The sequence below is a fragment of the Luteimonas chenhongjianii genome, from assembly GCF_002327105.1.
GTDB lineage: Bacteria > Pseudomonadota > Gammaproteobacteria > Xanthomonadales > Xanthomonadaceae > Luteimonas > Luteimonas chenhongjianii.
This window is the reverse complement of record NZ_CP023406.1, coordinates 2,446,886-2,462,689: the sequence shown is the minus strand read 5'-3', so window position 1 is coordinate 2,462,689 and position 15,804 is coordinate 2,446,886. Positions and strand designations below refer to the sequence as shown.

Below are 15,804 nucleotides of genomic sequence, written 5' to 3'. Positions count from 1 at the left end.
CTATTCTAGAAAAATGGAACTTAACGACGCAAGCGCTGCGCTTTCGGCACTCGGGCATATGACCCGTCTGTCGGTTTTCCGGCAGCTCGTCGAGGCCGGCCCCAGTGGCCGCACGCCGGGGCAGATCGCCGAAGCACTGGCGCTGCCCGGGGCGACACTGTCGTTCCACCTCAAGGAGCTCTCAGCCGCCGGGCTGATCGGGGCCGAGGCACAGGGCCGGAGCATCTGCTATCGCGCCGATTTCGCCGCCATGAACGGCTTGATCGAATTCCTCACCCGCAACTGCTGCGGCGCTGACGCCGATCGATGCGTGGCTGACGCCGCGGCCGGCCCGGGCACGCGCGCGCCGGGGCTGAAGGCCTGAGCGGAGTGTTGGACCGCCTGCGACCTCGTCGTCGCCATCGATCCGGGGGTTGGCACCGGCGTGGCGCGAGCGGGTTGGAGCGCGGCACTGGCGAACGGCCGGCGCGGTGCCGCCTCCGCAGTCCACCTCCGCTTCCGCCCGGGTGACCCAGGTGCCTGGGACCGTTCATCGCCGGGAGCGCTCCGGCAACCGCACGCCCCAGTCTGCGCCGCCCTCGACCCCCCATATCGCGCGCATTCACACCAGGAATGCCGAAGCGATGCCCGTTGTAATAGAGTTACATGACAAATGTCTGGAGCCGGATTCATGATTCTTCGTACGTGCGTTCTTTCCGCCGCGATCGCGGTCACCCTGATGAGCACAAGCCTGCCGAGCGCAGCGCAGTCCGCCGCCCAGCGCGCCGAGCAGACCGCCAATCCGCTGCTGGGCGCCTGGAGCACCCCCGACGGCGTGCCGCCGTATGACCGCATCCGCCCGGAGCATTACGAGCCCGCGTTCGACCTGGCCATCGCCGAGGCCCGCGCGCAGAGCCAGCGCATCGCCAACGACAAGACCGCGCCGACCTTCGAGAACACCATCGAGGCCATGGAACGCGCCGGCCGCGAGCTGTCGCGCGTCTCCAGCACCTTCTTCACCGTGGCCTCCGCGGATGCCACGCCGGCCAACCAGGCCATCCAGAAGGCCATCGCGCCGAAGCTGGCCCGGCTGTCGAACGAGACCATGCTCGACCAGGCGCTGTTCCAGCGCGTGGACACGCTCTACAAGCAGCGCGCCGAGCTGGGCCTCACCCCCGAGCAGAACCGCCTGCTGGAGCAGACCCACAAGCGCTTCGTGCGTGCCGGTGCCGCGCTCCCGGCTGATGCGCGCGCCCGTGTTGCCGCCATCAACGAAGAGCTCGCCAACCTCGGCGTGCAGTTCGGCCAGAAGCTGCTGGCGGACCAGAAGGCCAATGACGTCTTCCTGAGCGCCGCCGAAGTGGAAGGCCTGCCGGCCGACCAGCTGAGCACCGCCGCCGCTGCCGCGGAAGCCGCCGGCAAGCCGGGCCAGTACCTGTTCCCGGCCACGCGTTCGGCCGCCGAGCCGTTCCTGACCGCCGCGCCCAACCGCGATGCACGCGAGAAGATCTGGCGCGCCTTCAGCTTCCGCGGCGACAACGACAACGCCAACAACACCAGCGCGGAGATCAAGCGCCTGGTGGAGCTGCGTATCGAGCGCGCCAAGCTGATGGGCGCGGACACCCACGCCGACTTCGTCCTCGCGGACTCCATGGCCAAGACCCCGGACGCGGCGATGGAACTGCTGATGGGCGTCTACCAGCCGGCGCTGGTGCGTGCCAACGAGGAACTGGCCGACATCCAGGCCCTGGCCGCGAAGGACGGCATCACCGACGTCCAGCCCTGGGACTGGCGCTACTACGCCGAGCAGGTGCGCAGCCAGCGCTTCGCACTCGACGAGGCGCAGGTCAAGCAGTACATGCCGCTGGACGGCATCGTCGACGCGATGTTCGAGACCACGCAGAAGCTGTTCGGCCTCACCGCGCACGAGCGCACCGACATCCCGGTCTATGCCGACGGCGTGCGCGTGTTCGAGATCCGCGAGGCGGACGGCCGCAAGGTCGGCCTGTTCTATGCCGACTGGTTCGCCCGTCCCACCAAGCGTCCCGGTGCCTGGATGAACAGCATCCGCGTGCCGAACGGGTTGCTGGGTGACACCCCGATCGTGGTCAACAACCAGAACATCACGCCGCCCGCCGCCGGCGAGCGCGCGCTGATCTCGCTGGACGAGGCGCAGACCCTGTTCCACGAATTCGGCCATGGCCTGCACGGCATGCTGTCGACCGCGCATTACCCGAGCCTGTCGGGTACGGCGGTGTCGCGCGATTTCGTCGAATTCCCGTCGCAGGTCTACGAGCACTGGATCACCGAGCCGACCATCCTGCAGGCCCATGCCCGCAACGCGGCCGGCGAGCCGATGCCCAAGGAAATGCTGGAGTCCCTGCTCAAGGCCCAGACCTTCAACCAGGGCTTCTCCACCATCCAGCAGCTGTCGTCGGCCATCCTCGACATGCGCCTGCACCAGCTGACCGAACTGCCGGCCGATTTCGACGCCGGCGAGTGGGAAGCCGCGCAGCTGCGTGAGCTGGGCGTGCCCGAGCAGATCGGCATGCGCCACCGCCTGCCGCACTTCAGCCACATCTTCGATGGCGGCTATTCGGCCAGCTATTACGCCTACACCTGGGCGGAGGCGATGGACGCCGACGGCTTCGACGCGTTCAAGGAAGCCGGCAACGTGTTCGACCCCGAGCTGGCGGCCAAGCTGCGCCGCGAGGTGTACGAGGTCGGCAACACCCGCGACCCGGCCGAGAGCTACAAGGCCTTCCGCGGTCGCATGCCCACGGCGGAAGCGCTGCTGCGGAATCGCGGTCTGAAGTGATCCATCAGCTGTTGCGGTAATGAAGGCGACCCGGGTGACCGGGTCGCTTTTTTTTTCACCGTGGCCGCGCGCCGGACACGCCCCCGCGCTGCGGGCAAACCCGCTGACGGCGCAGGCCTACGTACGCGTGCTCGATCCGCACTGGCAAGCAGTCGACATGGCCGCGATCGAAAGCAGCCGGTGGCATTCGACGCCGTGCCCCGCGCGTGCATGGTGGCGCTGGACAACTGCAGCGACGGCACCGCCGCCATCTGCGCGGAACTGGACGTTCGCACCGTGGGGCTGGACGCGCGCTGTGTGGGCGGCGCCGCCGCGTCGCGGCCGATCTGCTGCCGCAGCCCCGAAGGGTGTGCGCCGCTGAGGCTACGGTCTGAGGCGCCTGCTGTCCGCCGTGGCACTGCTCGGCCAACTGCGCGTGCCCACCGCCCGCAGTGGCAGCGTGCCGCTCTGGGCGGTGGCGTAGATCACCACCGCCACAGGCCCCTCGCAGATCGGATGGTCCGCCTCGCAACTGCCCTGCACGGGAAGCGCGCGCGGATCGAACGCCTGCGTCTCGGCACCGAAGTGGCGCAGCAGGCATTCGCCTTCCAGCGCCAGCTTGCGGCTGTAGGACTGCGGGCGCAGCGAGCCGTAGAGGGCCAGGATCCGCGGCGGGTGGCCGCTGTCGACACCGAGGCGGGCGGCATCCGGCCCCTCGAGCGCGGCGGGGACGCTGTTGGGCAGGCGCCGGGAACCGCGGTGATTGCGCGTTCGAAATTCGTTCGATTATTCTAGAAACATGGAACTGAACGACGCAAGCGCCGCGCTTTCCGCGCTGGGCCATGTCACCCGCCTGTCGATCTTCCGCCAGCTGGTGGAGGCCGGCCCCGATGGGCGCACGCCCGGGCAGATCGCCGAGGCGCTGTCGCTGCCCGGGGCGACGCTGTCGTTCCACCTCAAGGAGCTCGCCGCCGCCGGGCTGATCGATGGCGAGGCGCACGGCCGCAACATTTCCTACCGCGCCGACTTCGACGCCATGAACGGCCTGCTGGAATTCCTCACCCGCAACTGCTGCGGTGGCGATACCGGCCGCTGCGCGCCCGCCACACCCACCTCCAACAGACGCGCGCCGGCGCGGAAGGCCTGACCCATGCTGCTGGCGCTTGCGATCTTCGTGGTCACCATCGTGCTGGTGATCTGGCAGCCGCGTGGCCTGGGCGTGGGCTGGAGTGCAAGCTTCGGCGCGGTGCTGGCGCTCCTCACCGGCGTGGTGGGGCTGGCCGACATCCCCACCGTCTGGGGCATCGTCTGGAACGCCACGCTCACCTTCGTCGCCGTGATCCTCATCAGCCTGCTGCTGGACGAGGCCGGCTTCTTCGAATGGGCCGCGCTGCACGTCGCGCGCTGGGGCCGGGGCAGGGGGCGCGCGCTGTTCGTGCTGCTGGTGCTGCTGGGCGCGGCGGTGGCGGCGCTGTTCGCCAACGACGGCGCCGCGCTCATCCTCACCCCGATCGTCATCGCCATGCTGCTGGCGCTGCGCTTCAGTCCCGCCGCCACGCTGGCCTTCGTGATGGCGGCCGGCTTCATCGCCGATACCGCCAGCCTGCCGCTGGTGGTGTCCAACCTGGTCAACATCGTCTCCGCGGACTACTTCGGCATCGGTTTTGCCGAATACGCCTCGGTGATGGTGCCGGTGAACCTGGTCTCGGTGGCCGCCACCTTGCTGATGCTCCTGTGGTTCTTCCGCCGCGAGATCCCGGCCACCTACGACGTCACCCAGCTCAAGGACCCGAAAGCGGCCATCCTCGACCGCACCACCTTCAACGCTGGCTGGGGCGTGCTGGCAATGCTGCTGCTGGGCTTCTTCGGGCTGGAACGGGTGGGCGTGCCGATCAGCGCCGTGGCCGGCGCCGGCGCGCTGGTGCTGCTGGGCGTGGCCGCGCGCGGTCACGTCATCCCCACGCGCAAGGTGCTGCGCGAAGCGCCGTGGCAGGTGGTGGTGTTCTCGCTGGGCATGTACCTGGTGGTGTACGGCCTGCGCAACCAAGGCCTCACCGACCACCTCGCCGGGCTGCTCGACGCCTTCGCCGGCCACGGCCTGTGGGCCGCCACGCTGGGCACGGGCCTGCTCACCGCGCTGCTGTCCTCGGTGATGAACAACATGCCCACCGTGCTGGTGGGCGCCCTGTCCATCGACGCCAGCCAGGCCGAGGGCGTGGTGCGCGAAGCGATGATCTACGCCAACGTCATCGGCAGCGACCTCGGCCCCAAGTTCACCCCGATCGGCAGCCTCGCCACCCTGCTGTGGCTGCACGTGCTGGCACGCAAGGGCATCCGCATCGGCTGGGCCTATTACTTCAGGGTGGGCGTCGTGCTGACCCTGCCGGTGCTGGTGGTAACGCTGGTGGCGCTGGTGGTGCGGTTGGGTATGGGGTGAGTGGGAGCGCGCCTCCGGTCATAGCCAGATCCCGATGCAATGCGTGATGGCGAGAGCGGATGGTGGGAAGTTCGGGCGGCGGGGAAGGGCGGCGGCCGCGAGCCGGGCGGGTCTGCAAGCTACGCAGTAAGCGAACCGAACCCGATGCTCGTCGTTGACCGAGTGGGTCGCCCTCTGCTGGAGCTAGATGCCCGAGCGGTGCCCGAGGACTGGGGGACGCCGCGGCACTCCCATTGACGCCGGGTTTACCGGCACGGCCGTTTCCGCCATCATGCGTTGCAAATGCAACGCAAGGTGCCAGCATGAAGACCGCCACCCTCCCGTCCCTGCGGGTCGAGCCGGAACTGCGCGAAGCCGCCGAAGCCGTGCTGCTGGAAGGCGAAAGCCTGTCCAGCTTTGTCGAGCATTCCGTGCGGGTCCAGGTCGAGCTGCGTCGCCAGCAGGAAGCCTTCATCGCGCGCGGGCTCGCCTCACGCGGCGACGCACAGGCGCATGGGCGCTACGTCGATGCCGGCGAGGTCATCGACGGTCTCGCGCAGCGGCTTGAGCAGGCCCGCAGGAAGGCCCGGCCTGCATGAGCTTCCGCGTCCGCTTCACGGAAGAAGCGCAGCAAGACCTGGAGCGCCTGTACGACTGGCTGCTCGAACGCAGCGAGAGCGATTTCGCGCTGGCCGAGCGCGCGCTGCAGTCCATCCGCGACGCGGTGACGGTCCTCGAAGTGGCGCCGCTCAGCTGCCGCAAGGCCACCGCCAACGACCCCTTCCTGCGCGAACTCGTCATCGGCTTCGGGGCCAGTGGCTACGTGCTGCTGTTCGAGGTGGAGGATGCCAGCACGGTGACCGTGCTGGCGGTCAGGCATCAGCGTGAAGGCGACTACCACTGATCCCGCATCACTCACTGATCCATCGCCACATCACGGCGAAGAGGGCCGCAGATCCCTCACGTCGCATCCCAAGGGACTCACGTTGAACCAACAAGCTCTTTCCGCCTTCATCTGGTCTGTCGCCGATCTGCTGCGCGGCGACTACAAGCAATCCGAATACGGCCGGGTCATCCTGCCGTTCACCGTGCTGCGTCGCCTGGACTGCGTGCTGGCGCCGACCAAGGCCAAGGTGCTCGCCGAGGGGGCGAAGAAGGCCGCCGCGGGCCTCAATCCCGATCCCTTCCTCAAGCGCATCGTCGGCACCGCGGGCTTCTACAACACCTCCAAGCTGGATCTGCCCACGCTGGCGGGTGACCAGGACCACATCCGCGAGAACCTGTATGCCTACGTGCAGGGCTTCTCGCCCGAGGCGCGCGATATCTTCGAGCGCTTCGATTTCCATGCCCAGGTCGAGCGCCTGGCCAAGGCCGGGCTGCTGTATCTGGTCGTTGAGAAGTTCGCCGCCATAGACCTGCATCCGGACCGCGTGGACAACGCGCAGATGGGGCATGTGTTCGAGGAGCTGATCCGCAAGTTCGCCGAGCTCTCCAACGAGACCGCCGGTGAGCACTTCACCCCGCGCGAAGTCATCCGGCTGATGGTCAACCTGATCTTCATCGAGGACGACGACGTACTCTCGCCCGGCAACGCCGTGGTGCGCACCGTGTATGACCCCACGGCCGGCACCGGCGGCATGCTGTCGGTGGCCGCCGAGCACCTGCTGGCGCACAACCCGGCCGCGCGCCTCACCCTGTTCGGCCAGGAGCTCAACGACGAGTCCTACGCCATCTGCAAGGCCGACATGCTGATCCGCGGCCAGCCGGTGGAGAACATGGCGCCCGGCAACACGCTCAGCGACGACGGCCATGCCGGCCGCCGCTTCGACTACATGCTCTCCAATCCGCCCTTCGGCGTGGAGTGGAAGAAGGTCGAGAAAATCGTGCGCGCCGAGCACGAACGACAAGGCTTCGATGGCCGCTTCGGCCCCGGCCTGCCGCGCGTGTCCGACGGCTCCATGCTGTTCCTGCTGCACCTGGTGGCGAAGATGTCGCCGGTGGTCAACGGCGAGGGCGGCAGCCGCTTCGGCATCGTGCTCAACGGCTCGCCGCTGTTCACCGGCGGGGCGGGGAGCGGAGAGAGCGAGATCCGCCGCTATCTGCTGGAGAACGATCTGGTCGAGGCCATCATCGGCCTGCCGACGGACATGTTCTACAACACCGGCATTGCCACCTATGTGTGGATCGTCAGCAACAAGAAGGATGACGACCGCCGTGGCCAGGTGCAGCTGATCGACGCCAGCAGCTTCTGGCGCAAGATGCGCAAGAGCCTGGGCAGCAAGCGCCGCGAAATGGGCGACGACGACATCGCCCTCGTCACCCGCCTGTTTGGCGGCTTCACCGAGGCCGAGCGCATCACCGTGCTCGATGCCGAGGGCCGCGAGCTGGAGCAGCGCATCGTCACCGGTATCGACGACGTGCCCGCAGCGCCCGAAGGCGGCCGGCTCAAGCGGGTGCCGATCAGCCGCATCTTCCGCAACGAGGACTTCGGCTACACCACGATTACCGTCGAGCGCCCGCTGCGCGATGACGCCGGCGAAATCGTGCTCGGGCTTAAGGGCAAGCAGAAGGGCAAGCCGCAGCCGGACAGTTCAATGCGCGATACCGAGAACGTGCCGCTGGGCGAGGACATCGAGGCGTACTTCGCGCGCGAAGTGCTGCCGCATGCGCCGGATGCGTGGATCGACGAGGCCAGGACGAAGATCGGCTACGAGATTCCGTTCAACCGCCACTTCTATGTGTTCGAGCCGCCGCGTCCGTTGGAGGTCATCGACGCCGAGCTGAAAGCCGTGACCGCCAAGATCATGCGGATGCTGGGGGAGATGGCGGAATGAGTCTGCCGAGGTATCCCGAGTACAAGGACAGTGGGGTGGAGTGGCTTGGATATGTTCCAGCTCATTGGGACGTACGCAGACTTGGCCACTTTTTCGCGGAGAGGCGAGAGAAGGTCAGTAAAGACTTTCCGCCACTGTCTGTCACTAAGAATGGCATCGTTCCGCAGCTTGACACTGCTGCGAAGACCGATGACGGCGACAATAGAAAGCTCGTTCGGGCAGATGACTTCGTCATCAACAGTCGGTCCGATCGCAAAGGCTCATCAGGCGCTAGCAAGCTGGATGGTTCAGTCTCCCTTATCAACACAGTTCTCAAGCCGACGGGAGGACTCGCCGCCCGTTTCGCGCACCACTTGTTCCGGAGTGTTCCATTTCAAGAGGAGTACTACCGTTTCGGCAAAGGGATCGTCGCTGACCTTTGGAGTACCAATTACTCAGAGATGCGAAATATTTCTCTGGCCGTTCCAGAGATTGCGGAGCAAGCAACCATTACCGAATTCCTCGACCGCGAAACGGCCACGATCGACGCGCTGATCGCCGAGCAGGAGAAGCTGCTGGCCCTGTTGGCCGAGAAGCGCCAGGCCACCATCTCCCACGCCGTCACCCGCGGCCTCGACCTCAACGTCCCGATGAAGGACTCCGGCATTGCCTGGCTGGGCGAAGTGCCGGCGCATTGGTCGGTTGCCAAGCTTGGTCTTTATGGGCAGGTTGAAAACGGCACGACACCCAGTCGCGCAGTCCCAGAGTATTGGGAGGAGGGTGATATCCCTTGGCTCGCGTCTGGCGAAGTCAATCAAGTCGAGATCACCGAAGCGTCCGAGTTCATCACTACAAGAGGGTTGAACGAGAACTCGTTGCGGCTGCTTCCCGTGGGCACGATCGTGATCGGACTTATCGGACAAGGGCGAACGAGAGGAATGCCCGCCATTCTGCGGATTCCCGCTGCGATCAATCAGAATCTTGCGGCCATTTGTGTTGGGCCTCGCTTGAAAGGGGAGTACCTTTTCTATGTCTTTCGAGCCGTCTATCAGTGGCTGAGGGAGGCTGGTCGAGGAGGCAATCAGGCCGCGATGAATTGCGAAATGTTGGCCGCGTTGCAGATTCCAGTGCCACCGTTTACAGAGCAGGATAGGATTTGTTCTTCTGTTGAAGACCAGAGCAGCAAGCTTGACCTGATCCAGACTGCAACGGTGCGGGCCATCGACCTTCTAGCTGAACGCCGCAGCGCCCTCATCTCCGCCGCCGTCACCGGCCAGATCGACGTGCGCGGTCTGGTGAGCGAAGCGGCCGCGTGATGCGTGCCGAAGATCTGTTCGTCGACGGCCGTCTTGCGGATATCGAATACCGCACCGACGCGCCCGAGGAAGTGGTGTGTCCTCGCATCACCCGCCGTGACGGCGTGCCGATGCTGTATCTGCACAACGAGCGCGGCGCAGACCACAAGGGCTTCGTTCCCGCTGCCGAGTTCCTGCGCCGCCTGGCCAGGCAGGAACCGAACCTCGCCTGCACCGGCTACCGTGCGAATGGAAAGCAGACCACGATTTCCTTCAACAAGCGCGATCGCGTGTCGTTGTCGCCACGGCTGCAAGCGTGGCTGTCCACGCTGGCCGCGCCACGCGACGGCAAGGGTGTGGCCGTGGTCGGCTTCCTCGCCAATCTGATGCCGCTCTACACACACGAAGACCGCGACGGTGTGTGGTGCGCGCGATCCCTGCAGGACGGCACGCTGGTACTGCCGGTGGACGAATCGGAGTGGGACGAAGCGCGCGGCACCGTGTGCGTGCACTGGCAGGGAGACACCACGCGCGCCACGGAGGTGGACGGCGGCCAGCTCGCCGCGCTTGCGCTCGAGCGCTATGTACGACTGCATGGCACGGGCGCCAGCGAAGGAGCCATGGCCGCCGAGCTGTGGCACCTGGCGCGCCACTTTCAGTTCAAGACGGACTGCGAGGTCTATCTGCCACAGCTCGATCCGCCGGCGGGCGCCTTCGCCCGCGTGTACCGCCCCGCGCTCGGTTTCGGGCAGGGCGTTCTGGTCAACGTTGTCAGCAAACTGTTGGGAGCGTAGCCATGGCCCACCCGCAGACGATCCAGATCTTCCTTCCTGCCGGCGATCCCCAGGGGATTCGCGTGGCGGAGATTCCAACCCGCATTGTCCGCGTCATCGAGGTGCCGCGGAGCCTGCTGGGTGAGTTCCTCAAGATGCCGGAGCCCGACCAGGTGGGTGTGTACTTCCTGTTCGGCGACGACGAAGCCACCGGACAGATGAAGGTCTACGTGGGCCAGACAGGATCCTTGCGGATGCGCCTGTCGCAGCACAACGCGGGACGGGACTTCTGGAACCGCGTGGTGATCGCGCTGTCGCTGACCAACAGCCTGACCAACACCCACGCCAGCTATCTGGAATGGCTGTCGATCCAGAAGACGCGGGATGCCGAACGCTTCGTGCTGGAGAACGGCAACTCGGGTGCGAAGCCGCATACGCCGGCACCGCTGCTTGCGGACTGCACGGAAATCCACGAGACGATCCGGGTGCTGCTTTCGACACTGGGCTATCCGGTGTTCGATCCCGTCGCCCGGCGAGCGGTGACCGATGCGCAGGATGGTCCGTACCAGCCTGATGCGCCGGACGGCGCCCCGAATGCGGGGCCGGAACTGAGGCGATACATCTGCACGGGGCCGGATGCGGACGCCCGCGGGGTTTACACGAACGAGGGATTTGTCGTGCTGGCCGGTTCTACCGGTCGGGCCGAGGCGGTTGCGTCGTTCCAGTCGACGGGCTATTTCCGCCTGCGCGAACAGTTGATCCAGCAGGACGCATTGCGGACCGATGGGCGACGCCTCGTGTTCGTGCGCGACACCTTGTTCAAGTCACCGAGTGCGGCGGCAGCCTGTGTGCTTGGGCGAACGGCGAACGGTCCGCTGGAATGGCGGGACGAGGCGGGCGTGCCGCTCTGGGAGCATGAGGTGAAGCCCTTGGAACTTGGTGCTGAGGCTGCGTCCTGACCTGCAACGCTGTGCCTCGGCTCTTACCCCGGCGGCAGGTCCAGGGGTAGGCGCGGCCTGTCGAGCCCGCCTAACGGATCGACGACGCGATGCGGCCAAGCGCCGAGGCGCTCCGGATGACGTCACTGCGAGCAGCCATTCGCAATTCGCGAATTGCGAATGCGCCCCCTGCGGCGTTTGATGTTTGTACAAGCCTGCCTTGAACACAGCGCGACGCGGCCGATATAGTAAACGCAGCCTATCGCATGGGCGGACTCCGGCTCCGTGCGCACCCCAGGATTGCGTATGCCCCAGCAGGTCGAATCCACGCGCGCGGGCCGTTACCTGCGCCAACCCACCGGGTACAGCGCGTTCTTCCCCGCACCCCTGCCGCCCGAACCCGCACTCACCCTGACCGGGTCATTGCAGGGACTGCTGTCGCAGGCCGACCGCGCGCTCGGGCGACTGGATGGTTCGGTACTGACCCTGCCGAACCCCGATCTGTTCGTCTTCATGTACGTGCGCAAGGAGGCCGTGCTCTCCAGCCAGATCGAGGGCACGCAGAGTTCGCTGCAGGATCTGCTGGCGGCCGAAGCCGATCTGTTCGACGAGACCATGCCGCGCGATGTGGACGAGGTGGTCAATTACGTCCGCGCGATGAAACATGGGCTGGCCCGGCTGCAGACGTTGCCGGTCTCGGTCCGCCTGATCCGCGAGATCCATGGGGTGTTGCTGGACGGGGTTCGAGGCGGACGGCTGCAGCCCGGCGAGCTGCGTCGCAGCCAGAACTGGATCGGCCCGGCCGGCTGCACTCTCGCAACGGCGAGTTTTGTGCCACCCCCGCATGAGGATGTGCCCCAGGCGCTGAGTGAGCTGGAACGCTTCCTGCATGCGGAGGACGATCTGCCCGCGCTTGTGAGGATTGCCCTGGCGCATGTGCAGTTCGAGACCATCCATCCGTTTCTTGACGGGAATGGCCGCGTTGGACGGCTGCTGATCACCTTCCTGCTGACCGAATGCGGCGTGCTGCACAAGCCCGTGCTGTACCTGTCCCATTATTTCCGCCGGCACCGGCAGGCCTACTACGACCATCTTCAAGCGGTTCGCGATCGCGGGGCATGGGAGGACTGGCTGCAGTTCTTCCTGCACGGCGTGGTGGAGGTGGCGGGCGAAGCGGCTGAAACCGCGCGCAGGATCCAGCTGTTGCGCGAGCAGCACCGGCTTGCAATCACGGATGGACTGGGGCGCGCTGCCGGCAACGGGCATCGGGTGTTGGAGAGCCTGTATGACCGCCCGATCGTCACGGTGTCGGACGTGCGGGCGATGACTGGTACCACTTATCCCGCTGCCAACATGCTGGTCGCGCGCCTGGCGGATCTGGGGATATTGATGGAGATGACCGGCTTCGCGCGGAACCGCCGGTTCCGCTACGAACCGTATGTGCGACTGTTTACGGATGATGTCGTGGCCGAGGGGGAGGCCAGCTTATGAATCTGCACCAGGAACACCACTTCGAACGCGAGATCTGCGAACACCTCGCCGCCAATGGTTGGCTGTACGCGGACGGCGACGCCGCGCACTACGACCGGCCGAGCGCGCTCTACCTGCCGGACCTCGTGGCCTGGCTGCAGGCCACGCAGCCGGAGAGCTGGGAGGCACTTGCGAAGACCCATGGGCCCCAGGCCACGGCGCGGCTGGCGGAGCGCATCCGCAAGAACCTCGACGAGCGCGGCACGCTGGACGTGTTGCGCCGGGGCGTGGAGATGGTGGGGCTCAAGCGCCCGCTGACCTTGGTGCAGTTCCGCCCGGCGCTTTCGATCAATACCGTCATCGAACAGCACCACGCGGCAAATCGCCTGCGCGTGGTGCGGCAGGTCAAGCACTCGCCCAATCGTCCGAACGACTGCATGGACCTGGTGCTGTTCGTCAACGGAATCGCGGTGGCGACGGCCGAGCTGAAATCCGATTTCACCCAGAGCGTGGGCGATGCGGTGGACCAGTATCGGCTGGACCGCAATCCGCATCCCAAGGGCGGCGTGCCCGAGCTCCTGCTGTCGTTCCCGGGCGGTGCGCTGGTGCACTTCGCGGTGAGCCAGGCCGAGGTGATGATGACCACGCGGCTGGCCGGCACGGACACGTTCTTCCTGCCCTTCAACCGCGGCAACGGCGGCGGCGCGGGCAATGCGCCGGATCCGGGCGGCTTCGCCACCCGTTATCTGTGGGAAGAAGTGTGGGCGCGCGACAGCTGGCTGGAAATCCTCGGCCGCTACCTGATCGGCAAGCGCGACGAGAAGAAGCGGCTCAAGACGGTGATCTTCCCGCGTTACCACCAGCTCGACGCGACCCGGAAGCTGGTGGCCGATGTGCGCGCGAACGGGGCAGGGCAGCGCTACCTGATCCAGCATTCGGCAGGCTCGGGCAAGACCAACTCCATCGCGTGGACGGCGCACTTCCTGGCCGATCTGCACGATGCGGCCAATGCCAAGGTGTTCGACAGCGTGCTGGTGGTGAGCGACCGTGCCGTGCTGGATGCGCAGCTGCAGGAGGCAATCTTCGACTTCGAGCGGACCACCGGCGTAGTGGCCACCATCACCGGCGAACACGGCAGCAAGAGCGCGCAGCTGGGCGAGGCGCTGAAGGCTGGCAAGAAGATCATCGTCTGCACCATCCAGACCTTCCCCGTCGCGTTGAAGACCGTGCAGGAGCTGGCTGCCACCGAAGGCAAGCGCTTCGCGGTGATTGCCGACGAGGCGCACAGCTCGCAGACGGGGCAGTCGGCGGCCGACCTGAAGAAGTTTCTCAGTGCCCAGGAATGGGCCGAACTGCAGGACGGCGGCGAGATCGACGCTGAGACGTTACTCAATGCACAGATGGGCGCACGCAGCGCCTCACTGACTTATGTCGCCTTCACCGCAACTCCGAAGGGCAAGACGCTGGAGATCTTCGGCAGGCCCGGGCCTGACGGGCTGCCACAGCCGTTCCATGTGTACTCGATGCGCCAGGCGATCGAAGAGCGCTTCATCCTCGACGTGCTGAAGAACTACACGCCCTACAGCCTGGCGTTCCGCCTGGCGCACGACGGGCAGGAGTTCGACAACACCGAGGTCGAGCGCTCGACGGCGATGAAGGGAATCATGCAGTGGGTTCGCCTGCACCCCTACAACATCGCCGCCAAGGTGCAGATCGTGGTGGAGCACTACCGCGAGAACGTGCAGCCGCTGCTCGACGGCCGGGCCAAGGCGATGGTGGTGGTGGGCTCGCGGCGCGAAGCGGTGCGCTGGCAGAAGGCGATCCGCGCCTATCTCGAGCGTCAGGGCTATCCGCTGGGCGTGCTGGTGGCGTTTTCCGGCGAGATCGACGATTCCGAGAGCTATCCCGAACCGGTGACCGAATCGAACGCGCTGCTCAACCCGGGGCTCAAGGGGCGCGACATCCGCGAGGCCTTCGCCGGGCCGGACTACCACCTGCTGCTGGTGGCCAACAAGTTCCAGACCGGCTTCGACCAGCCGCTGCTGTGCGGCATGTACGTGGACAAGAAGCTCGGCGGGATCCAGGCGGTGCAGACGCTGTCGCGTCTCAACCGGGCGCATCCGGGCAAGGACACGACCTACATCCTCGATTTCCAGAACGACACCGGCGAGATCCTCGCGGCATTCCGCACCTACTACGAAACCGCGGAACTGGAAGCCACGACCGATCCGAACCTGGTCTACGACCTGCGCGCGAAGCTGGATGCCGCCGGCCATTACGACGATTTCGAGGTCGAACGGGTGGCGAAAGTGGAGCTGGACCCGCAGGCGAAGCAGTCGCAACTGGCCGCGGCATTGCAGCCCGTCGCTGACCGCCTGCTCAAGCGCTACAAGGCAGCTGCACAGGCCCGGGGCGCTGCCGAAACATCCGGCGATAACGCCGCTGCTGCCGAGGCCAAGGACGCGCTGGACGCGCTGGTGCTGTTCAAGGGTGACATGGGCGCGTTCGTGCGGCTGTATGCCTTCCTGTCGCAGATGTTCGACTACGGCAATACCGCAATCGAAAAACGCTTCCTGTTCTACCGGCGCCTGCTGCCGCTGCTGGAATTCGGCCGTGAGCGCGACACCGTGGACCTGTCGAAGGTGGCACTGACCCATCACACCCTGCGCAGCCGAGGGCTCCAGGCGCTCAACCTCGATTCCGGGGGCAGCTACCCGCTGGCCCCCGTGGACGCGGTGGGTAGCGGACGTGTGCAGGAGAAGGAACAGGCCTACCTGCGCGAGATCATCGAGCGGGTCAACGGCCTGTTCGAGGGGCAGCTCAGTGATGAGGACCAGTTGCGGTTCGTCGAGAGCGTCCGGGATCAGATGCTTGAGAACGATCGACTCGGCATACAGGCGGGGCACAACAGCAAGCTGCAATTCGCAAACTCGCCTGACCTCACGCCCGCACTCGTTAGCGCAGTCATGGACGCGTTGGAAAGATTCACGTCGCTGGGCAGTCAGACATTGAACTCCGACAGGGTGCAGGACGGCCTGAAAGACATCCTGCTTGGCCCTGGGCAGTTGTATGAGATGTTGCGGGCTCGTTCGAGTCCGGAGATTCGGACGGGCTAGGTTCTGCGGTCAGCTGATGGGTCAACAGACCGAAATCAGGCGCCGGGGTGGTTTTGGTTCACGACAGAAAGGGCGGAGCTTTCGATGACCATCCGATCCACTCCAGCACGTCTCCGTTTTGGGGCCGCAATCGCGCTGGTCCTCGCGTCCACCGCCTGCGCCGCGCCTGAAGACGGGCGGGCCGCACCCACCCACGACGAGGTGACG

The 15,804-nt window shown here is 66.1% G+C and carries 12 protein-coding genes and 1 pseudogene; 12 read left to right on the top strand and 1 reads right to left on the bottom strand.

The genetic code is table 11. The features are described 5' to 3' along the window. Positions 1-13 precede the first annotated feature (13 nt). Both CNR27_RS11195 and CNR27_RS11190 read left to right on the top strand, forming a co-directional pair. Positions 14-364, top strand: a complete 351-nt coding sequence (locus CNR27_RS11195; RefSeq protein ID WP_096298809.1) for an ArsR/SmtB family transcription factor — start codon at positions 14-16, stop codon at positions 362-364. Between the two features lie 354 nt (positions 365-718). Further along, a complete protein-coding gene (locus tag CNR27_RS11190; protein ID WP_222843097.1) occupies positions 719-2,797 on the top strand; it encodes a M3 family metallopeptidase in 2,079 nt (692 codons plus the stop codon). A 521-nt stretch (positions 2,798-3,318) separates the two neighbouring features. On the opposite strand, the pseudogene CNR27_RS15760 reads toward CNR27_RS11190, so the two are convergent. Next, positions 3,319-3,520 (bottom strand): annotated as a pseudogene (locus tag CNR27_RS15760) (NADPH-dependent FMN reductase); the annotation flags it as partial. Positions 3,521-3,575: 55 nt separating this feature from the next. Between CNR27_RS15760 and CNR27_RS11180 the strand changes: the two are divergent. The 10 genes from CNR27_RS11180 to CNR27_RS11135 all read left to right on the top strand — a co-directional run bounded on the left by CNR27_RS11180 (position 3,576) and on the right by CNR27_RS11135 (position 15,597). Beyond that, positions 3,576-3,923 carry an ArsR/SmtB family transcription factor gene (locus tag CNR27_RS11180; RefSeq protein WP_096298806.1) on the top strand — a complete coding sequence of 116 codons (348 nt, stop codon included), beginning with the start codon at positions 3,576-3,578 and terminating at the stop codon, positions 3,921-3,923. Positions 3,924-3,926: 3 nt separating this feature from the next. Beyond that, a complete protein-coding gene (locus tag CNR27_RS11175; RefSeq protein ID WP_096298804.1) occupies positions 3,927-5,213 on the top strand; it encodes an arsenic transporter in 1,287 nt (428 codons plus the stop codon). Between the two features lie 302 nt (positions 5,214-5,515). After that, complete coding sequence (locus CNR27_RS11170; protein ID WP_096298802.1) at positions 5,516-5,791, top strand: YlcI/YnfO family protein; 276 nt, start codon at positions 5,516-5,518, stop codon at positions 5,789-5,791. Beyond that, positions 5,788-6,096 (top strand): type II toxin-antitoxin system RelE/ParE family toxin, encoded by a 309-nt coding sequence (locus CNR27_RS11165; RefSeq protein ID WP_096298800.1) that lies wholly within the window; start codon positions 5,788-5,790, stop codon positions 6,094-6,096. The genes CNR27_RS11170 and CNR27_RS11165 overlap by 4 nt, the downstream gene beginning before the upstream one ends. Positions 6,097-6,178: 82 nt before the next feature. Next, a complete protein-coding gene (locus tag CNR27_RS11160) occupies positions 6,179-8,026 on the top strand; it encodes a type I restriction-modification system subunit M (protein WP_096298798.1) in 1,848 nt (615 codons plus the stop codon). Continuing rightward, positions 8,023-9,321, top strand: coding sequence for a restriction endonuclease subunit S (locus tag CNR27_RS11155; RefSeq protein WP_096298796.1), 1,299 nt, complete (start codon positions 8,023-8,025; stop codon positions 9,319-9,321). The genes CNR27_RS11160 and CNR27_RS11155 overlap by 4 nt, the downstream gene beginning before the upstream one ends. Further along, a complete protein-coding gene (locus CNR27_RS11150) occupies positions 9,321-10,094 on the top strand; it encodes a hypothetical protein (protein WP_096298794.1) in 774 nt (257 codons plus the stop codon). The genes CNR27_RS11155 and CNR27_RS11150 overlap by 1 nt, the downstream gene beginning before the upstream one ends. 2 nt (positions 10,095-10,096) lie before the next feature. Continuing rightward, on the top strand, positions 10,097-11,032 hold the full coding sequence (locus CNR27_RS11145; protein WP_096298792.1) for a GIY-YIG nuclease family protein: 936 nt from the start codon (positions 10,097-10,099) through the stop codon (positions 11,030-11,032). Between the two features lie 285 nt (positions 11,033-11,317). Beyond that, entirely contained in the window at positions 11,318-12,502 is a 1,185-nt protein-coding gene (locus CNR27_RS11140; RefSeq protein WP_096298790.1) for a Fic family protein, read from the top strand. Further along, entirely contained in the window at positions 12,499-15,597 is a 3,099-nt protein-coding gene (locus CNR27_RS11135; RefSeq protein WP_096298788.1) for a type I restriction endonuclease subunit R, read from the top strand. Before CNR27_RS11140 ends, CNR27_RS11135 begins: the two co-directional genes overlap by 4 nt. The last annotated feature ends 207 nt before the right edge of the window (positions 15,598-15,804 follow it).